Annotated in this window: 16 protein-coding genes; 8 read left to right on the top strand and 8 right to left on the bottom strand. The window is 64.0% G+C overall.

Translation table 11 applies throughout. The features are described from left to right. Nucleotides 1–75: 75 nt before the first annotated feature. The 3 genes from HRU71_05315 to HRU71_05305 form a co-directional block, all read right to left on the bottom strand. Complete coding sequence (locus tag HRU71_05315; protein QOJ02941.1) at nucleotides 76–1,473, bottom strand: flagellin; 1,398 nt, start codon at nucleotides 1,471–1,473, stop codon at nucleotides 76–78. Nucleotides 1,474–1,760: 287 nt separating this feature from the next. Beyond that, on the bottom strand, nucleotides 1,761–2,489 hold the full coding sequence (locus HRU71_05310) for a hypothetical protein (protein ID QOJ02940.1): 729 nt from the start codon (nucleotides 2,487–2,489) through the stop codon (nucleotides 1,761–1,763). Between the two features lie 85 nt (nucleotides 2,490–2,574). After that, a complete protein-coding gene (locus HRU71_05305; protein ID QOJ02939.1) occupies nucleotides 2,575–3,852 on the bottom strand; it encodes an aminotransferase class V-fold PLP-dependent enzyme in 1,278 nt (425 codons plus the stop codon). 30 nt (nucleotides 3,853–3,882) lie between these two features. Between HRU71_05305 and HRU71_05300 the strand changes: the two genes are divergently transcribed. Then, complete coding sequence (locus HRU71_05300; protein QOJ04924.1) at nucleotides 3,883–4,488, top strand: DNA-3-methyladenine glycosylase I; 606 nt, start codon at nucleotides 3,883–3,885, stop codon at nucleotides 4,486–4,488. Nucleotides 4,489–4,914: 426 nt separating this feature from the next. Then, nucleotides 4,915–5,100, top strand: coding sequence for a hypothetical protein (locus tag HRU71_05295; GenBank protein QOJ02938.1), 186 nt, complete (start codon nucleotides 4,915–4,917; stop codon nucleotides 5,098–5,100). Between the two features lie 131 nt (nucleotides 5,101–5,231). On the opposite strand, the gene HRU71_05290 is transcribed toward HRU71_05295, so the two are convergent. After that, nucleotides 5,232–7,424: a sulfatase-like hydrolase/transferase gene (locus tag HRU71_05290; GenBank protein QOJ02937.1), complete on the bottom strand. Its 2,193-nt coding sequence runs from the start codon at nucleotides 7,422–7,424 to the stop codon at nucleotides 5,232–5,234. Nucleotides 7,425–7,724: 300 nt separating this feature from the next. On the opposite strand from HRU71_05290, the gene pilM reads away from it, so the two are divergent. The 4 genes from pilM to HRU71_05270 all read left to right on the top strand — a co-directional run bounded on the left by pilM (nucleotide 7,725) and on the right by HRU71_05270 (nucleotide 14,135). Then, entirely contained in the window at nucleotides 7,725–9,908 is a 2,184-nt protein-coding gene (gene pilM, locus HRU71_05285) for a type IV pilus assembly protein PilM (protein ID QOJ02936.1), read from the top strand. 77 nt (nucleotides 9,909–9,985) lie between these two features. After that, entirely contained in the window at nucleotides 9,986–11,242 is a 1,257-nt protein-coding gene (locus tag HRU71_05280; protein QOJ02935.1) for a hypothetical protein, read from the top strand. A gap of 57 nt (nucleotides 11,243–11,299) precedes the next feature. Next, complete coding sequence (locus HRU71_05275; protein ID QOJ02934.1) at nucleotides 11,300–12,985, top strand: hypothetical protein; 1,686 nt, start codon at nucleotides 11,300–11,302, stop codon at nucleotides 12,983–12,985. Between the two features lie 157 nt (nucleotides 12,986–13,142). Beyond that, complete coding sequence (locus HRU71_05270; GenBank protein QOJ02933.1) at nucleotides 13,143–14,135, top strand: carbamate kinase; 993 nt, start codon at nucleotides 13,143–13,145, stop codon at nucleotides 14,133–14,135. 100 nt (nucleotides 14,136–14,235) lie between these two features. On the opposite strand, the gene acpS is transcribed toward HRU71_05270, so the two are convergent. After that, the gene (acpS, locus tag HRU71_05265; GenBank protein ID QOJ02932.1) at nucleotides 14,236–14,619 is read right to left on the bottom strand and encodes a holo-ACP synthase; all 384 of its coding nucleotides are present in this window, start codon (nucleotides 14,617–14,619) and stop codon (nucleotides 14,236–14,238) included. 123 nt (nucleotides 14,620–14,742) lie between these two features. Here acpS and HRU71_05260 point away from each other — a divergent pair, with 123 nt between their 5' ends. Next, nucleotides 14,743–14,880: a hypothetical protein gene (locus tag HRU71_05260; protein QOJ02931.1), complete on the top strand. Its 138-nt coding sequence runs from the start codon at nucleotides 14,743–14,745 to the stop codon at nucleotides 14,878–14,880. A 168-nt stretch (nucleotides 14,881–15,048) separates the two neighbouring features. After that, nucleotides 15,049–16,392 carry an L-lysine 6-transaminase gene (locus HRU71_05255; protein ID QOJ02930.1) on the top strand — a complete coding sequence of 448 codons (1,344 nt, stop codon included), beginning with the start codon at nucleotides 15,049–15,051 and terminating at the stop codon, nucleotides 16,390–16,392. A gap of 152 nt (nucleotides 16,393–16,544) precedes the next feature. Here the strand turns inward: HRU71_05255 and HRU71_05250 are convergent, their stop codons facing one another. The 3 genes from HRU71_05250 to HRU71_05240 all read right to left on the bottom strand — a co-directional run bounded on the left by HRU71_05250 (nucleotide 16,545) and on the right by HRU71_05240 (nucleotide 20,018). Further along, complete coding sequence (locus HRU71_05250) at nucleotides 16,545–18,797, bottom strand: DPP IV N-terminal domain-containing protein (GenBank protein QOJ02929.1); 2,253 nt, start codon at nucleotides 18,795–18,797, stop codon at nucleotides 16,545–16,547. Between the two features lie 181 nt (nucleotides 18,798–18,978). Continuing rightward, entirely contained in the window at nucleotides 18,979–19,209 is a 231-nt protein-coding gene (locus HRU71_05245; protein QOJ02928.1) for a hypothetical protein, read from the bottom strand. 158 nt (nucleotides 19,210–19,367) lie between these two features. After that, the gene (locus HRU71_05240) at nucleotides 19,368–20,018 is read right to left on the bottom strand and encodes a hypothetical protein (GenBank protein QOJ02927.1); all 651 of its coding nucleotides are present in this window, start codon (nucleotides 20,016–20,018) and stop codon (nucleotides 19,368–19,370) included. Nucleotides 20,019–20,063 lie beyond the last annotated feature (45 nt).

Below are 20,063 nucleotides of genomic sequence, written 5' to 3'. Positions count from 1 at the left end.
TAAAAAAGACGGCGGGATGGAGGATTGCCTCCACCCCGCCGGTTGGGACCCACCAGACCTGGAGCTGCCTCAGCCTTACCGGAGCAGCGCCAGGATTTGACCGGACTGCTGATTGGCGACGCCCAACAGGGAGAGCGCCGATTGCAGCAGCACGTTCTGACGACTCAACTCGGCCGTCTCGACCGCGAAGTCGATGTCTCGGACGGTGCTTCGAGCGGCCGTGAGACCTTCCTTCGTGGCGTTGAGGCTGTTGACCGACGATTCCACCTGGAACTTGGTGAATCCGCCGATGCGGCCCTGCGCCGTGGCGACCTGGCTGATCGCCTTCTTGACGATCTCAAGCGCCTTGTTGGCGTCGGTGGACAGATCGTTGCTGCCGCCGCTCTTGATCGTGTTCAGGTAGCCGCTGATGCTGTCACCCAGATCGTGCGAGTAGAGCGAGTTCAGGCCGATGGTCGACCGCGTGTTGCTGGTCGTGCCGAGCTGGAACGTCGCGCCACCACCGTCGATGTCCACAGTGCCCGCGCTGCCGGCGACGTTGCCGGCGGTCGTCAGGGTGAACTCACCGCTGGTGCCGTTGCTGTTGAACGAGACCTTCAGGCCGTCCACGAACGCCTGCTGGCCGTTGACCGTCACCGTGGCGTTGGTGCCGGTCGTGCGGGCGATGTTCGCAAAGTCCGTATCGCCGCTGATGAGTGAGGCGCTGACGAACTTGCTCGAGCCGAAATCACGGCTCTGGAGATGCAGCTCGCTGCCCGAGATCGACGCCGAGACGCCGGTCTCCGAAGCCGCCGCGATGATCTTGTCGCGGATTTCCGTGAAGGTGTCGGAATCGGACACGGTGATCGTCGCCGTGCCCAGCGCGCCGGTGATGGTGAACTGCGCATCGCCCAGCGACGCGGCGCTGACGGTGGTCAGCGTGGCCGAGGCGACGGTGCCGGCCGCCTGGACGTTGACGGCGAAGCTCTGGGTCGAATCCTCCGACGGGCGGGAGTAGACGCGCACGTCCGAGACCTTGGTCGGATCGCTGGCGGTCGCGCGGATCGACTGTGCGCCGTCGAGCAGGTTCTTGCCGTTAAACGATGCGGTGCGGACGATTCGGTCAATGGCCGTGATCGCGTTGTCGATCTGGGCCTGGTTGGCGGCCAGTTCGGCGCCGGACAAACCGCCCGAGCTGACGCTGGCGGCGGCGAGCGACTGGATCTGGGTCAGCAGGCTGGAGATTTCCTTCAGCGAGCCATCGGCCACGTCCATCATCGACTTGGCGCGAGCGCTGTTGGACAGCGCGGCGTCGACCGAAACGAGTTCGGAGTTGAGGCTCTGGATGGCGATGAGCCCGGCGGGATCATCGGAGCCTTTGTTGACCCGGAAGCCCGTGGAGAGCTTGGCCAGGGTGTCGGATTGCGCCGACGACGTCTTGTTGAGGATGTTCAACAACGACAAGGTGTTTGAGTTCGTTACGGTGAGTCCCATGCTTCATTTCCCCTTCTCCGCGCGTCTTACTTGGCGCGGACGTTGTTTCCAACATTGATCCGCGGCGTGTGCCCCTTGCCGTCCCCGGTTTCAATGTTGTTGACCCCACCTTCGTATGGGGGGACTCCCGACCTTAAAAATAAGAAATATCAGTATTGGGAGCGGGCGAGACGGGGCGAGGGCAGCCCCAAGCTTCGATTTGATAAGGGGTTATGAATTGCGAATTCGAGCGGCGCAAGGTCCGGATTCTAGCCGCTTTTCAATATTGCCAGGAGATAGGGCGAGTTTCAGGACCCGATGCGAAGCGGACGGTTTGTTACCGCTCCACCACCATCGTCCGGTCGCCCGGGCGCCTGCGCCGGCTGGCTCGCTGGAATCTCGACATTCGTCTTATTGTTGTCGGATGGGGCGGGTTCGATGCGCGCCGAGTCCGATTGACCCGCCAGGTGCGCCTGGTACGCCCGGAGCTTGGCCAGCGCGTCGCTGGGGATGGGGCCGATTCGCAGCTCGCCGTCTTCGCGGACGATGGCGACGCGCACCTGCTTGGTCGTGACGCCGCTTTTGGCGGCGAACTCCTCCAGCTCATATTCCACGTTCAGGACCGCCAGCGGGACGTTCGCTCCGGGCAGCGGGGGCAAGCGATCCACCGACAGAACGCGGACCTGTTTGACCGCGTTGAAGTTGGATTCAAAGCGCGGCGGAAGGATCGGCGGATGCTTGCGGCTAAGCATCAGGCGAAACTCGGAGTATTTGCCGGTCGTGCAGACCCGCGCGAAGCGATCGACAAAACGGTTCACCGCCAGGTCCGACGTTCGCGCGGCTTCGGGGAAGATAAAATTCGGATGCCGCTCGGGGTCGAGGATGACCGGCTCGGGGAAGACATCGTCCACCGCGAGAATCGGATCATCGGTCATGACCACGAACACGGCGGCGCTGGTCAGCAGCAACGCCAGCATGATCAGCGCATAGAGGCTTAGCCGGCGAAGGGCGGGGGTGGTTCGTACGGGCGTCGTCACAGGATAAAATTATAGCGAGGAACGGCCGACTGGACGATGCCGGCGCAGGAACGGCGTCGCCCGCCGATCGAGCGCGTGGCGGATTCTAGACCGGGGCGATCGCAGCGGCGATTTCTCGCAGGGCCGCGGCGATGCGATCGACGTCGGCGGGGGTGTTGAACGGCCCCAGGCTCAAGCGTGTCGTGCCGCCGTCGCGATGGGTGCCGATCGTCTCATGGGCGAAGGGGGCGCAGTGCAGCCCGCTTCGCGCGAGGATGCCGAACTCCGCCTCCAGCACAGCGGCGACCTCGGCGGGATCCATGCCCTCGACGCGAATGCTAAAGACCGGGACGCGCCGGGCGGGGTCGCGCGGGCCGAGAAGCGACAATCCTTTTACATCGTCTATTTGTTCCAGGAATTGCGCCGACAACGCCGCGCCGTGCTTGTGCAGGGCCGCCACCGTGCGAGCTTCGATCCATGCCAGGGCCGCGCCAAGGCCCGCGAGTCCGATCGCGTTGTGGCTGCCGGCTTCGTATTTGTCGGGCAGGTGATCGGGCTGACGCGGCAGCTCGCTGACCGAGCCGGTGCCGCCTTCGAGGATCGGGCGAATTTGCTGTTCCAGACCGGGGCGCATGTAGAGGGCGCCGGTTCCCAGCGGACCGAGCAGTCCCTTGTGCCCCGGCATCGCGAGCAGATCGATGCCGTCGCGCTGAACATCAATGGGCACGTGCCCGGCGGTCTGCGCGGCGTCCACGAGAAAAACGACGCCTTTCTTATTCAGGATCGGCCCGATCGCGCCGAGATCGTTCAACGCTCCCGTCACGTTGCTCGCATGCACGACGCACACGAGTCGCGTTCGAGGCGTTACCGCCGCCAGCACGCCGGCCGGATCGACCAGCCCCGTCGCCGGGTCGGCCGAGACGTAGTCCACCGTAATGATTCCCGCATCGGCGAGCGCGTGCAGCGGTCGCAGCACGGAATTGTGCTCCATGCGCGTGGCGACAACGTGATCGCCCGGGTTCAGCAGGCCCTTGATCGCCAGGTTCAGCGCGCCGGAGCAATTGAAGGTGAAAACCACCTGCTCGGGCGCGGCGGCGTGGATCAATCGCGCCAGGCGGCGGCGCGTCTCGGCGAGAATCTCTCCGGTCTCCAACGCCTCGCGATAAGCCCCGCGACCGGCCGACGCCCCGAGTTGCTCGGCGTAGTCTTGCATCGCGCGGGCGACCTCGGGCGGCTTGGGGAAACTCGTCGCGGCGTTGTCGGCGTAGAGGCGGTCCATGTGGGTGCGTGTGTTCTTGCGTTGCGGCCGACGGGTCGAAATGGTTGCCACCGTCAGCGCCTGAACGCTATGGTACTCCATGAAGTGCCACAGGATTCTCCCCAAGGCGGCACTTCATCAAGAATTGTAATGGCAATGAATGAGAAGGGCACGGCGATAACGCGGGCGAATTCGTCGAACCCGTCGCAAGCGGCGGCACGGGTGAAGCGTCTGAAGCCGGTGGACCCCGGCGACGGCCGCCGGCGGTGCAATTGGGCGGCGACCGATCCGCTGCTGGCGTCTTATCACGACCACGAGTGGGGCGTGCCGATCAAGACGGACTCGGGCCATCTGGAACGAATGGCGCTGGAGGTGTTCCAGTGCGGGCTGTCGTGGAAAATCGTGCTGGTGAAGCGCGACGCGTTGCGCGATCGGTTCGACGGATTCGATGTGCAGCGCGTGGCGCGGTTCGACCAGCGGCGCATCAAGCGGTTGTGCAGCGACGCGGCGATCATTCGCAATCGCGCGAAGATCGAGGCGACGGTGTCCAACGCACGGGTGTTTATCGAGTTGGCGGAGCGGCACGGCTCGTATGTGAAATGGCTCAAGGGGCTGGACGCATCGACGCCGCGTGCGATCGCGGCGTTGTATCCGTTGTTTCGCACGACCTTCAAATTCATGGGGCCGGAGACGACGAAGTGCTATCTGATGGGCATGGGGAAGATTGCCGCGTCGCATGACCAAGGCTGCTGGCGGGAGTAGGCGTGTTTCCTGAAATGGAGCGAAGGGCTCGCCGTGCGGATCCTTTCGTAATCGAAATCGAGCTTTCGTGATTCCGCCGCATGGCTGCGGCGGCTTGGGCTTGTGAATAAACTCGTCGAGCGGGCCGCTCCGAAAGATCGTTCCGGAGCGCTGCCCCCAATGCCATCCTGGAGGCCTCCGGCAAAATTTGCGGTGAGGGATTGCGTTCCGTGCCGATGTATGGGATAGTATCCGGGAGCAGGGGGATTGGATGTCCCTGCTCTCATGGGGCTTTGATACATCACATTCGTTGTTTCAAGGCGGTATCGACCAGCGAGGGATCGTGGTAAGTGTCGACCAGGACGGTCCGGGACCAGCGCGCAGGCAAGCGTGACGGCTGCCTTGCGCCATGGGACCGTTCTCCCGATCATCCCCAAGGAAAGATGTATGTTTCAGGAAGAGAAGTCCCGTCACGAGATCATCCAGCGCGCCAAGATCAGTTACTTTGAGCAGAAGACGAACATGTCGATGCGCGCCTGGATCGATCGCGAGTTGCGGGAGATCGGCCTTCCGACGATGACTGACGCCGAGTGCGAGCAGTATGCACTGGCGGCGGCACCGCGGATCTTCTAAGGCCCGATTCACGTTGATGAATCCTTGCTCGGGATCGAAGCGGCGAACATCGTGTCGCCGTGGCGGCGATGGTGCGCGCGGCCCCGTGGCAGGCGAGCGCAGGAATGCCGCTTGCGCGGGCAAGCGATCGCTTATTCCGCCTGGAGCGTCTCCAGCGCCGCGCGGGCTTCTTTGTGTTCGGGGTTCAGCCGAAGCGCTTCGCTGAATTGCAACGCCGCTTCGTCCGGGCGCTTCGATCGCAGGCAATGTTCGCCCAGACGGTAATAGCACTCTGCCAGCGCCAGCCGCGCCTCGGTGTAGTCCGGTCGCAGCGCCAGCGCCTCACGGAAGCAGCCCACGGCGAGCGACGGCGACGCGCCCGTGGCCATCGCCTGCCGGCCGTTCCAGTAGTGCTGTTCGGCAGGAGGGAGATTCTTCAAGCGGTCAGGCGTGAGATAGTGATAGCGAAATGATTTGATCCAGCGTCGATAGCGTCTCGCCAACTCGGGCTGCGCGGCGGCCAGATCGCGCGATTCGTCCGGGTCGTCAGCGAGGTTGAACAGCATCGTCCGATCCGCCGCCAGCAAATGAATCGCCTTGTAGGGCCAATCGATCGCGCCGAGCTTGAGTTCGTTGTGCGCGGCCGAGAGGAAGATCATCGCGGACCGCTCGTCGGCGAAGATCGAACGGCCGTCCATGCGTGCGGAGGTCTCGACGCCGGTCAGTTGCAACAGCGTGGGTGCGAAGTCGATGTGCGACGCCGGCGTGTCGCAGGGCTGTTCGGTCAGCGCCGGGTGGGCGATGAGCAGCGGCACGCGCGTGTTCTCGTCGAAGAGGTGCGCGCCGTGGACGTAATTGCCCGCGTGCTGGCCGAAGGCTTCGCCGTGGTCGGCGGTGAGGATGAGCAGGCCGCGTTCGAAGAAGCGGCGTTCGATCAGGTGTTCGTGGAGGCGGCCGATCAGGGCATCGACGTAAGCGAGCTGGTTCTCGTATCGCTGGAAGGCGGTGAGTCCCTCGCCGCGATGAAGGGCGTGCGGCGAGTCCGTGAGAAAGTCGTAGGGCATATGCGGCAGGCCGGTGTAGAGCACCGTAAACGTCGGCGTGTTTTTTTCAAGACGTTCGTCGATGAAGTGCAATGCGTCCAGGAGCGAGACGGCGTCGTCCACGCAATGGCCGGAGGGGTCGCGCAGGGCGTTGGGGATGTCGTGCTCGCGCGCGAGATCGTCGCCGTCGAGGCAGCGGGTCCAGCCCATGCCGCGATAGAGCGGCTCGTCGAAAAAGTATCGAAAGCAGCCGCTCATGAAGAAGGCGGATTCGTATCCTACTGCGGCGAGCAGATGGGGCAGGGCGTTGGCGGCGCGGTCGCGCGGCGTGTCCCACCATTCTTCGGCGGGGACGGCGTGACGACCGGTGAGCAGGTTGAACATCGCGGGGTTGCTGGTACCCGACGGCGCGTAATAGCGGGTCAGCCGGATCGCGTGCCGGGCGATGCGCGCCAGATTGGGGAAGCGTGCACGACCGCCGGGGAAGAGGTATTGATCGGCGGTGGATTCGAGGACGACGAGGACGATCGATCGGTGAGTCGGCGCGGCGAGGAGTTGCGGCAGCGAACAGGGGGGATGCGGCGCGTGTCCCGCCACGGAGTCCAGCGAGGGCGGTTCGTCGGTGACGTCGTGATCGCGCCAGTCGGCCGGTGGTGAGGAGGATTTGAACAACCGAAGGCCGGGGTGGGTCGCCAGTGCCATTGCCGGTGGTTCCACTTCGATGAGCGGTGACGCGGTGGCGACCAAACAGACAGACAGCGAGATGGCTGTGGCGGTGCGTGGCAGCCTGCGAGCGGCGACGGCGATCAGTGACGGGAGAATCAGAACGAGGGCCAGTTCACCGATGGTCGCGGCGTCGGTGAACGATCGTGCCGATTGCAGGAACGGACTGCTCGGTCCGGCGAAGCGCCGCAACGTTTCGAAATTGGGGTAGAACCCGACCTCTCGCCAGACGCGATACTGAATGGCTGTCACAAAGACGACGGTCGTGAGCAGTACGCTTTGTGCGACCAGCGCAAGCCATCGGAATCGGCGGTGCGGAGGGGTGAGGAGCCGCCCAAGCGGCCAAAGTAGTAACGTGACCGCGGCGGCGGCAAGCGCGTCACAAAGGAGATAGGCGGGCATAGCGGGCCAGATCATCTCGCGTCGCAGGCTTGGATTGAAGACGAGGGCGCGCGGGAGGGTCAAATCGCGCAGCAGCGTAAAAGGAATGAGCAGCGCGAGGAAGGTTTCCGCCGGGCGTTCAGCGAATCGGAAGAGCCGGCTCGCGCGGAGACGGATTGATGTGGGGGAGGTGGACACGCTGCGGCCAGTGATCCTGTGCGCGAAACACCCGTATCGGACGCATCGCCGGTTGACTCATTTTATTGGCCCGGATACGATCTAGTGTGCCGTTGCACGCCCCCGCCCCCAAGACCGGAGCGAACCGGTTCCGGCGGTCCCACGCGACGGGCGACAGCCTACCTGACGTACCGACGAAATCGAGCAGTAAGACAGGATAGTCCAAGACCCGACGCGGGGCGAATCGGCGTTATCATGAAGCGTCCGGGCGGAATGTGATGGGTGGAGCGGCGCTGACGAGCGCAGGACGGAGCAAGTTCCATGGCAGCGAAACAGCCGGTCTGGGGCATCGACGTTGGTCAGTGCTCGTTGAAGGCGATCAAGCTTCAGGCGGCCGGCGACGGGGTGGAGATGGTCACCTGCGACGTGGTGGAGCATCCTTCGATTCTGTCGGAGGCCGAGGCCGACGCGACGGCGATGGTCATCAAGTCAATCGAGACATTTGCCTCTCGAAACGACCTGAAGGGTGCGAGGATCGTCGTGTCGGTGCCGGGCCAGCAGACGCTGACGCGCTTCACGAAGCTGCCGCCGGTGGACGTGAAGAAGATCCCCGACATGGTGCAATACGAGGCGAGCCAGCAGATTCCCTTCGATCTCGATGAAGTCGTGTGGGATTACCAGGTCTTTCAGGAGAAGGACTCGCCCGACGTGGAAGTGGGCATTTTTGCGATTCGCAAGGAGCTGATTCGTAACTACATCGGCTACTTCACCGATCACGGCATCGAGCCGTTCATCGTTCAGACCAGCCCGATGGCGTCGTACAACGCGGCGCGGTATGAGGAAGTGGCCGAGCCGGGCAAGGCGGCCGTGCTGCTGGACATGGGAGCGCTGGGCACGGATTTGATCGTGATGGAGGGGGAGCGCATCTGGTCGCGGCAGCTGCGTATCGGCGGCAACCAGTTCACCAAGGCGCTGGTGACGGCGTTCAAGACGAGTTTCCGCAAGGCGGAGAAGCTGAAGCGCACCGCGGCGACGTCCAAGTACGCGCGGCAGGTGTTTCAGGCGATGCGACCGGCGTTTGCCGATCTGGTGTCGGAGATTCAGCGGTCGATCGGTTCGTACACGAGTACGCGGCGCGATGCGCATGTGACGCGCGTCGTGGGGATGGGCAACGCCTTCCTGCTGCCGGGTTTGCAGAAATTTCTTCAGCAGAATCTCCAGATTCAGGTGGATCGGCTGTCCCAGTTCAAGAAGATGACGATCGCCGAGAACGACCGCGCGCCGCAGTTCAAAGAGCAGATCATGAGCTTCACCGTGGCGTACGGTCTGGCCCTTCAGGGGCTGGGTCTGGCGCCGGTCGGCTCCAACCTGATTCCGCTGGAAGTGAAAAAGAGTCTTTTGTGGAAAAAGAAGCAGCCGTGGTTCTACGCATCGGCGGCGTCCCTGGCGCTGGCGGCCGGTTCGCTGTGGGTCAGCAACGTCATGGCAACGAATCAGATTGCGTCGGCCATGGGCAGCCTGACGGCGCCGTCGCCGATCCCGGCGAGCAGCGTCGACGATGCGATGGCGAGGCTGAACAGCATTGGGAGCGAACCGCCGCTGGAGAAAGCAGCGAAGGTGGCCGGCGCGGCACAGAAGCTGCAATCGGCGTTTTCCGAGTTGGACCGAAAGTCCGCCGGCGACATGGGTTTCCTGAATACGCTTGCAAAATTGCCGCAGAACAACGTCCTGGTACCGCGCATCCTGGAGACGGTGCATGAGGCGTTTGCCGAGGCGTCCCCGCAATTGACGACGATCACCGACCCGCGAGCGCTGGCCGAGGCTGCGCGTCAGACCCCGCGCGCCCAGCGGAAGGATGTCTGGATCGAGCGAATCGACATGATCTACGATCCCAAGGATCCGGCCCAGCTGTACGGCGGTGATGCGAAATCCGGGTCCTCGCTTCGCAGCCCCGGCTGGTATCTTCGCATCGTCGGCGGCGCGACCGATCCCAACCCGGCCAAATGGCTGGAGCAAACGCTGATCAAATCGCTCGATGAAGTCGGCAAAAAGCCGGGCCGCGGATTTTATTTTGACAACATCAAGCTCGACAAAGTGATCAATCGGCAGAAATCCAACCCGGTTTCCTCACCGGTGACGCCGAACGCCGAGCCGACGGCGCCGGGTGGTCGACCTGGCCGGGGCGGCGCGCGAATCGAAGAACGGGGTGGAACAAGCGGCATGATGCCGCGTGGCGGCCGCGGCGCCGGTCAACCGACCGGGTCAACCGGCGCCGGGTTGGGTCGCGTCGTGGGCGGGACGAACATCCTCGAAGAGGCGATACGCTGGCGGAACAAGTTCGTCAAGGCGGACCCGGTGACCGGCGAGGACGACTCCGGCGACAAGCGGTTCATCATTCTTGTCTGCGCGCGGAAGGGCGACACGCCGGAAAAGATGATCCCCGAGCGATACAAACCCAAGCCGGCGGAAGGCGACAAGAAGGAAAAGCCCGATGGCGGCGGGTGATGAAACGTCGCAACGTACAAACGCTAACGCGCTAAGCCGCACAAACGCATCGCCGGAGTAATGGATCGATGGATTTCGTGAAGCAACAATGGAAACTGATCGCGGTCGGCGTCGTGGCGCTGGCGTCGCTGGGCATGGGCTATTTCGCCTACGCCGGCGGGGATGCGGTGATCGAGCAACTCAACGGCGTCGCGTCGCTGGTCAGCGAGACCGAGAAGTACAAGCGCACCGCCGCGAACAAGGATACGATCAAAGCGAAGGCCGAGGACATCGAGGCGCGCAACGCGGAGTTCGCCCGCTCGATGGATGCGGCCCTGGCGGTGCAGAAGTATAACGCGTTTGAGGAATCGGTCGGTCCTGACGGCAGCGTCGTTCGCAAACCTCGGACGACGCTGGTTCCGAACGTGCTCCCGAAGCCGGCCAGCAATGCCGACGCGATCGAATTCAGGAACGCTTACATCCGGGCGCACGCGCAATTGGCGGAGCGGCTCCGAGCGCGCGACAAGGCCACGGCGGCGGAAGTGGCCGACCAGGAGCGTTTGGTCGCCGCCATGAAGGTTCGCCCACCGGCCGATTCGCTGAACAACCCGTGGGGCAGCGCCGGTCTCACGGACTTGAAAGGCGATCTGGGTCAGGCGCGCGAGCGCGAGTTGAGCGAGTTTCTGCGGGAGTATCCGGCCGCGCGTGCAGCGGAGGACGTGGCCCGGCGAATCTACATGTACCTGTCGCCCAATGCCCTGGGGCGTCACCCGATGGCACGAAGCGACGAGGTGCCCAAGCCCGACGAAATCTGGCATGCCCAGATGACGTTGTGGATTCAGCAGGACATGGTGACGGCGCTGGCGCGCTGCAACGAATCACGGGCCGCCGAGCTGGCGAGGGCGAATCGTGCCGACGACGCCTGGGTGGCCTTCATGCCGGTCAAGCACCTGCTCATGCTTCGCATCGCCGCGCGATTGGGCAACGGCGGAGGTTCGAACGCCAACAAGGACTGGCCTGCGTCCTTCACCGGTGTGACGAACAATGACAAGCTGTTTGTTGTTCCATTGCAGTTGGAAGTGATCGTCGAAACGGCAGCGTTGAATCAGGTGCTGGACAGCCTCTGCCGCGTCGGGTTCTACACGCCGACCAGTGTGTCTTATACATCTGTCGATCAAAACCCGCTCCAGGAGGACTACCTCTATGGCGAAGCGCCGGTTGTCCTGGCGACGATCAATCTCGAAGGGTACTACATCCGCAGCGTGTTCGAGGAGTGGATACCGGAATCACTCAAGCAGGTGCTGAAATCGGGCACGGCCGGGGACCCATCGGACTTCAGTCGCGGAGGCGGTTGACCGCGACGCCGCGCAGAATGGGTGCCACAGGCGTCAGGGAGTTGCTCGGGAGCAGTCATGGCCAAGAAAGACGTGAGTTTTGTCGACAAGCACCTGGAGAAGGTCATCCTGGGTGTCTGCGCGGCCGGATTTCTCGGCGCGGTGTATTACGGTTTCGCCGGCGGGCGTTTCAGTGTCAACGATCGCAGCGCGGCGGAATTGATTCAGGCCGCCGCGGATGCGGCGGAGCAGGCGCGGCAGGCCGTGCAGTCGGCCCGGTACAACCCGCCGCGCAAGGAGACCGAGTCCGATCCGAAGAACGACCCCGTGGCGCAGCTTGCGGAGTGGTTCGGCCCCGAGGCAAAGGGGCTGCTGGGCATGGCGGAGCTGCCGAAGTCGCTTCCCCGTGCGGGCGCGTTCGGCCCGCCGCTCGTGTCGATCATGCGGACCGCGCCGGAAGATCGCCGCAATCTCGCGCGATTTGTCTCGCCGGATCTTCCCGTGTTGAGTTCCGGTCGCTCCACGTTTCGGTTCCTGCGCTCGAAGCCCGAACTTGAATCCTTCGACCCGCGTCAACGCGAAGACCAGACCACGGGAAAGGTGGTGACCGCCAACTGGGTCTCCGTCGCCGCGCAGGTGGACTTGGTTGAGCAGCAGAGCAAGTTTCTGGCCGAACGGTATCCCGAAGGCACAACCCTGCAAATCGCGAAGGTTCATCTTCAGCGCCGCGATGTGAACGACCCCGGCGGCGCGTGGGAGGACGTCGAGACGTTCCTCCCGTTTAAGGAACCCCGGCGGCCGATTCTGACGGTGTTGCCCGATGGTCGCATGCGCGTGCAAGGGATGGAGGCCTATCGCAGCCTGCTCGATGAGATGCGCGAGGCGATTGTCTTGACGCCGTTCGGTCAGTACCAGGCATCGGGAGACAAAGTGGAGCTTCCGGCGGTGCCGTACCTCGACGAACCGCCCGATCGCGAGGCGGCCAATTCGCCGACGGCGCCGAATCCGGGCCGCTTTAGCAAACGGTGGCTCGATTGGGCAAACGCGGCGCTGAAGGGGCGCAAGCCGTTCAAAGACGTCGATCCGTATGCGGCCCTGGTTTTGACGCGAGGCGTCGTGGGGTTGCCCGGTGTGCCGGAGAAGGACGTTGCGGCGGCACAGGCGATCCTGGATCGCTTGCCCGAGAAGCTGCCGCGCGAGCTGCGCCCGTTCGCCAAATCGTCGCCGCGCGACCCGCGCAGGCTGATGCCGATCCTGGCGCACGACCTCACGCCGGTCCCCGGCCATACTTACGTCTATCGCATCCGCTACGAAGTCTTGAATATCTTCGCGGGCAACACGGGCGAGCTGCGCAACCCGCGCGACGCGCAGCGGCTGACGGTCTTCAGCGACTGGTCGCCCGAGTCGCGCCCGGTCGAGATCAAAAGCGATACCTACTTCTACCTGACCAAGGCCGACAAAGCGAAGAACGAAGTCACCGTCGCGGTGTTCAAGGTGACCCGCGCCGGTGCGTCGCGGCAGGAGTTCAAGATCAGCGCCGGCGAAGAGATCGGCAAGAAAGACAAGCGCCCCGGGCGACCCGATTTTTCCACCGGAACCGTATGCGTGGACATCGACTTCGACCGCGGCGGCGGCAAGAACGACGCGACGCTCGTCTACGCCAACGCGTCGGACGGCGTCCTGTTCGAGCGATCGCTGGCGCGCGATTTGAAGGACCCCATTTACAAGCGCCTGTCGGATCTCGCCCGAAACGCCCGGCCATGAACCCTCCGCCGCTGCCGGTGTTGACGCCGCCTTCGGCGCGTTCCTCCCGCCGCCTGCTCATCCCGGCCGATCCCGTCGGTCGATGTTAGAATCTGTAGACGGAACCGGCCGCCTGCCATCGGCATGGCGCGGTTCCGACGGACGGAGCCTGTCTGCCATGAAAATAGTCGTCGCCATCGGCGGCAACGCGCTGGTCACGCCCGGAGGCACGGGCGACATCGCCGATCAATTCCGTCACAGTCGAGAGATGGCCGTCCCGCTGGCTGATCTGGTCGAGCGTGGATGGCAGGTCACCGTCACGCACGGCAACGGTCCGCAGGTCGGGTCGATCATGCGGCGCGTCGAGATCGCGTCGAATAGCGTTTACCCGATTGACCTGGGGCTGGCCGTCGCGGACACACAGGCCGGCATGGGCTACATGATCGCGCAAACGTGGGGCAACGAGCTGATCGTGCGAGGCCTGCCGCGTCTGCCGGCGGCCCTCGTGACGAGCGTGCTGGTGGATCGCGCCGATCCGGCGTTCACCAACCCGACCAAACCGATCGGCCCGTTCCTCGATGAAGCGGCCGCGAAACTGCACGAACAACGCGACGGCTGGCACGTTGTCGAAGACAGCGGTCGAGGATATCGCCGCGTCGTCGCCAGCCCGCGCCCCGTTCGGATCGTGGAAATCGACGTACTGAAGGAGCTTGTTGCCCAGGGCCGGTTGCTCATCGCCGCCGGCGGCGGCGGAATCCCTGTTGTGCAACTGCCGGACGGCCGCTACGAAGGCGTCGAAGCCGTCATCGACAAAGATCTGACCAGCGCGATCCTGGCGGCCGAGGTCGATGCCGACGTTCTGGCGATTCTGACGGGCGTCGATGCGGTGTACATCAACTATCGCAAGCCCGCACAGCAGCCGGTGCGGCGGATCGGCCTCGCGCGGCTCCAGCAACTCGAGTCGGACGGTCACTTCGCCGCCGGCTCGATGCTTCCGAAGATTCGCGCCGCGGTCGATTTCCTGCGCCGGTCGACCAATCCCAATGCCCGCGCGATCATCACCGACTGGTCGGACCTGCCCGCGGCGCTGGAGGGCCGCTGCGGCACGACGATCACACGCGAAGAACCGTCTGCCGCGTCCACGCAGAACCGCATGGTGACAAGTATTTGACGCAAATGCTTCAGGCCGATGCGGCCGGACGCCGCGTTTGCGCCTTCGATCGTTCGCGCGATTGGCTCGCTGTGCGCGGTGGGAGACCGATCGGAACGATCTATTCGCCGACGGCGATCGCGCTGGCGGCCGCGTAGTGCTCCGTGTGCGTGATGCTTAGCAGAATGCGCGACACGCCCAGCCCCCGCGCGATCACTTCCGTGTGCCCGCTCAATGCGACCTGCGGCTTGCCCGCCTCGTCGTTGAGAATCTCCATGTCGGTCCAGGCGATCTGCCCGCGCCAGCCTGTGCCCAGCGCCTTGAGAATCGCCTCCTTCGCGGCAAACCTCCCCGCGATGTGCGGCAGCGGAAACTTCCGCCGCTCGCAGTAGCCCCGTTCACTTGGCGTCAGGATGCGCTCCAGAAACCGATCGGGGTGCTCCTGCCGAATGCGGTCGATCCGCTGCGTTTCAATCAAGTCCATCCCGTGGCCGATGATTCTCATGGCATTACAGTATCCCGACGCGCCGGGCGGCGTCAAAGCGGACTCGGTCAACCGTGCCACCATTGCAGAGGGCCGTCCCGCGGGCTATGATTGGGACAAACGTTGTTTTTCGGCGAAGTTGTCATGCACCCTGATCTGACCGCCATCTCCGAAGGCCGCATCGACGGTTCGCGCTACTGGTTCCTCGAGCACCGCGGCCTGCGCTGCCGCCGGCCCACAACCGGCGTCTCGGTCTTCATGTCCACCGTCTTCAACGAGTGACGCCGCCGGCCGGCTGCGTCGCTCCTTTTCCTGTAACCGATGGAATGATCGTATGGTCCCGCGCGGCAATTGCGCGGAGACCGCGTTGAACCAAGCTGAACGCCTCCCGGTTCGCCGGCCGGGAATCCCGGACGCCGTCGTCCGGTCATGATCGAATCGAGTCACCCCATGAACACAAGCACGCACGGATTTCGCAACGAAATCACAGCCCGCGATGTCCTGACGGACCTGAAGAAGCACATCCTCGTGGACGGGTTCGAGATGGTCTTCGACCGGTCGCGCAGCCGAGGCTGCTACTTCTTCGATGCCTCCACGAATCGCACGATGATCGACATGTACGGCTTCTACGCCTCGCTGCCGATCGGGTTCAATCATCCGCACTTCGACCGGCCCGATGTGCGCGAGGATCTGCTCGACGCGGCCATGGTGAAAGTCGCCAACAGCGACGTGTACACCGCGGCCTACGCCCGGTTTGTGAACACCTTCTCCCGCGTGCTAGGCGTCGAGGGCATGGAGCGGTACTTCTTCATCGAAGGCGGCGCGCTGGGCGTCGAGAACGCGCTGAAGGCCGCCATGGACTGGAAAGTGCAGAAGAACATCGCCGCCGGCCGAGGCGAGATCGGCACCGACGTTTTGCATTTCAAGAACTGCTTCCACGGACGCACCGGTTACACGATGTCGCTCACGAACACCGATCCGAACAAGGTACGCTATTTCGCGAAGTTCGACTGGCCGCGCGTCAGCGCGCCGCCGATTGATTTCGCTCTGCCCGAGCCGCAGCGCAGCCAGCGCGTCGTCGCCGACGAGAAGCAGACCGAGTCGGAGATCCTCGCCGCCCTCGCCGCGCGGCCGAACAGAATCTGCTGCGTCATCATCGAGCCAATCCAGGGCGAGGGCGGTGATCGCCATTTCCGCCCGGAGTTTTTCCAGACCCTGCGACGGCTCTGCGATCAACATGACATGCTGCTCATCTTCGACGAAGTGCAGTGCGGAATGGGCGTCACCGGGCGCAACTGGTGCTTCGAGCATTTCGGCGTGCGGCCCGACATCTTCGCCTTCGCCAAGAAGGTGCAGCTCGCGGGGATCATGGCCGGTCCGCGGCTGGACGAAGTGCCCGAGAACGTCTTCCGCAAGAGCAGCCGCATCAACAGCACCTGGGGCGGCAACCTCGTGGACATGGTGCGCTCGACGCATTTACTCACGATCTACGAGCGCGAGAATCTCGCCGACAACGCCCGGCGCATGGGCGAGCGCTTCCTGCAACAGTTGCAGAACCTCGCCGCCGAGGAGCCGTGCATCACGGCCGTGCGCGGTCGCGGTCTGATGCTGGCTTTCGATCTGCCCGACACCGAGACGCGCAATCGTTTCTGGAAGGCCTGCTGGCAGGTGGGGCTGCTGGTGATTCGCTGCGGCGAGAAGTCGATTCGCCTGCGGCCGGTGCTGGATGTGAAGGCCGAACTGGTGGACGAAGTCGTCGGCAAGATGCGCGAAGCGCTGCGAGCGATGCGCTGATCATGGGAAGCCCGGCGCGGTTTCAATGAGCGAACTGCGCGAAGCATCCGTTCCGAGGCGCCGATTGCGCAAGCAATCGGAGAAGAATGCCGACCGCGCAAGCAATCGAGTTGTTCGCGGCGAAGGCGCGCTGCTTGGATGAAGCGGCCGTGCTACGGCGCTGACTCGGCTGCGACCGACTGGGGCGTCGTTTCGATCAGATGCTTGCGGAAGTACCGCACGATCCGTTCATACAACCGCACGTTCACGTTCGGATCGGGCACCATGTGCGTGAAACCCGCCAGGGCCAGCAGATCGTAATCGCGCCCCGCGCGGAACAGCGCCTCGGCCATCTTCAGTGTGTGCGTAAAGTAGACATTGTCGTCCGTCGTGCCGTGAATCAGCAGCAACGGGCGTCGCAGATCGGCAGCATACGTCAGCGCGCTGCACGCTTCGTACCCGGCTGCGTTGTCCTTCGGCGTGCCCATGTACCGCTCGGTGTAGTGCGTGTCGTAATCGGCCCAGTCGATCACCGGCGCGCCGGCCACCGCCGCATGGAACACATCCGGCCGCTTCAACACCGCCATCGTGGCGAAGTACCCGCCGAAGGACCAGCCGTAGATGCCGACGCGCGACAGGTCCAGCTCGCGATACTTCTCGCCGAGGGCGAGCATCGCATCGGCCTGATCGGCGAGCGGTCCGTCGATCACATTCCGGGCGATGGCTCGCTCCCATTCACGACCGCGCCGCTCGGTGCCGCGCCCGTCGATGGACACGATGATGAATCCCTGATCGGCAATCCACTGCTGGCGGAGGTAGCCGCGCGCCGCGGCATGGACCATGTTGCTGTGCGGCCCGCCGTAGACGTAGTTGATGACGGGGTATTTACGACTCTTGTCAAAGTTGCGCGGCCGCAGGATGGAGGCGTGATACGTTCGCCCGCTTGTCTCGACGGTCGTCAGCTCGGGCTTCGGTGTAAAGGGCGGCTGCTCGGCGCCGCTCGGCAGTTCGCCGCGCAGGGTCGCATCGCGCCAGCGGACAACGTGGCTGATCGTGCCGTCGGCCAGCGAAGCCGTGTGCACCCAGACGTTGCCATCGCGCGAAAACTTGCCCGAATGGCTGCCCGGTTCGCGCGTCAGCGCGACGACTTCGCCGCCGTCCAGCGCGATGCGATACAAGTGCGTCTGCGTCGGATCGACGCTACCGCTCACCACGACCTCGCGCCGTGCGCCGTCCACCGCCACGACGCCGTACAGCTTCGCCGAACCGGGACGGTAGGTCTTCACCACCGAGCCGTCGCGCCGCCGAAGCTCCAGCTCCCACTCGCCGCTGCGCTCGCTCGTCCACAAAAACTGCTCGCCGCCTGGCAACCACCGCGGCATGTCCGAGTCGATGTTGATCCACGCGTCGTCCGTCTCCGTCAACAGCGTCGTCGCTCGACCCGTCCTTTCATCCACCATCAACAATTGGCATGTTCTCTGATCGCGCGTCTGGACGTACATCGTCAGCGGCGAATCCTTCCCCCAATGCACGGTCGCCAGGTACGGATACGCGTTCCAATCCCAGGCGACCCAGCGAGGCTCGCCTCCGGTCACCGAAACAATCCCCAATCGGACTTTTGCATTGGCCGTCCCGGCACGCGGGTAGCGCCAGCCTTGTGGCGGCTGCTCGGGATGGCGCGCGTCGGCGATGTACAGCGTCTCCACCTCGCGCACGTCTGCTTCTTCGAACGCGATCCACTGCGAATCACCGCTCCACCAATACCCGCTCGAACGGCCCATCTCCTCCTGCGCCACGAACTCCGCCAAGCCGTGCGAGACATCGGCCGTGCCGCCCTCGGTGAGACGCCGTTGCGACATGGTCGCCAGCTCGATCACGTACAGATCGTGCCCGCGCACGCACGAGACAAACCGACCATCGGGCGAGAACTTCGGGTCGATCGGCGCGCCGGCCGCGTCGTCGGGGAGTGTGAGAATCTTGCCGTCCTCCCGTTGGATGACGTACAGCTTGCCGCTCAAGCTCGTGAGAATCAGCTTGCCGTCTTCGGACAGCGAGAACGACGCCAGCCCGCGCGCCGTCACGCGCTGCCGCTCGCGCCGCGCCTTCTCTTCGACCGTCAGCACCTCTTCCTTGCCGCCAAGCAGATCGTCCGCCGTCGCGCGAATCTTCATCAACCCGTCGGCCGTGCTGATCTCGAACAGATTGCGAACCACGTCACGCGGGCCGCTCCGCAGAAAGAGCATCGCATCGCCGCTCGGCGTGAGTGCGAAACCGGTTGGCTGGCCGCAGGAGTAGCCGCGCGTCTCGGCGAAGTCGCGCAGGAACTGGGTGTCGATCCCAGCCGGCTCGGTCGGTTTCGGTCCCGCGCAACCAGCCAACGTGAAAAGGACATAACTGAACCATCCGTACAAACGCCCGTTTCGCATCACGCAGTTTCCTCCGAACTGATTGACCGGCGATCCGCGAGCGCGAAGCGCGCGGAAGGGGTACCCGAGCAATTGGCTGACGGTGCCGATCTTGAATGGTGATAGGGGGATTGTGCCCGCCACACCAGATTATCACGCGGCGAGCGATGGACCGGGTTGACGATGCTTGCGGGTCGCCTGGTCACCCGCCGGTAGACCGATGCTCGATCGGCAGGGCGGGCCATGCGAGGTTCGGGCTGGGTTGCTCGGCGTTTTGAATGGACGTCGTAGCCAAGCCAACAGCCCCGACTGCCGCCAATCCCGGCATGCCGAACTCGCCCATCGAGCGCACGCAAGTCAGCGGCCCGAAAGCAATACCAAACCCCAGTGCAGCCGATACCAGTTTCAACCGTTGAATCATCCGGCGAGACATGATTCAAACTCCTTTGCGTGGTGCCGAAACACTCCTGCCACGTCGTGCACGAGTCCATTCACACCCTTTGACCACGCCGGGATAAGGTGTATCGCCGCCGGACGGGCCTGTCAACGATAATCTTAACCGTCTGTTAATAAGACCGTTACGATCGAAAATCAAATCCTGGGGCAGTCGATCCGAACGACGGGCAGCGGCTGGACCAGGGCTTTCTTCAGTCGGGGCAACCAGCGGGTAAAGAATTCCACGGCCCGGTCGTCCTGTCGTTGGACGGAAAAAACGTACCGCCCCGCTCCGCGCTCCGCACAAACGTAGATCCCCGCGCCGCCGCCGCCCAGCGAAACGAGTCCCACGGCTCCGCCGCCGACGGCGATCACCCCAATTGCTCCGCCGCCAAACGCAAACACGCCCAGGGATCCGCCGCCGAAGGCGAAGACGCCGACCGCCATGCCGCCGAACGCGATCAGACCTACGGCCAAGCCCCCGATGGCGACCAAGCCGATTCCGATGCCCGGCATGATGCCGCTTTGTAGTCCGGCGAAATCGAAAAAGGGGATTGGTCCGAGGCTGGGTAGCCCCTTGGGCACGCCGCCGCGGAGCCAGAGCAGGACCGCCGCCAGTTGAACCGGAACCAATCCAAGCAGGCTGATGCGAACGTAGTAATAGAGCGCCTTGCGAAATTCCAAGGCGTTGAACGTCGGGTTGGTGGACTCGCTGGCAAAGGGTGTGTTCCGCAACCGCGCTCGCAACCGGGCGTTTTCGCGCTCCAGCATCGCCAGCTCTTGTTTTATTTGCTCGGCATCTTCCATAGGGATGGCTCCCGGTCGCACGCACGGCGCGAGGCGCAAAGCGAT

Source organism: Planctomycetia bacterium (assembly GCA_015200345.1).
GTDB lineage: Bacteria > Planctomycetota > Phycisphaerae > UBA1845 > UTPLA1 > PLA3.
Note: the sequence above shows the minus strand (reverse complement) of the source record. Positions and strands in the feature narration are given on the sequence as shown.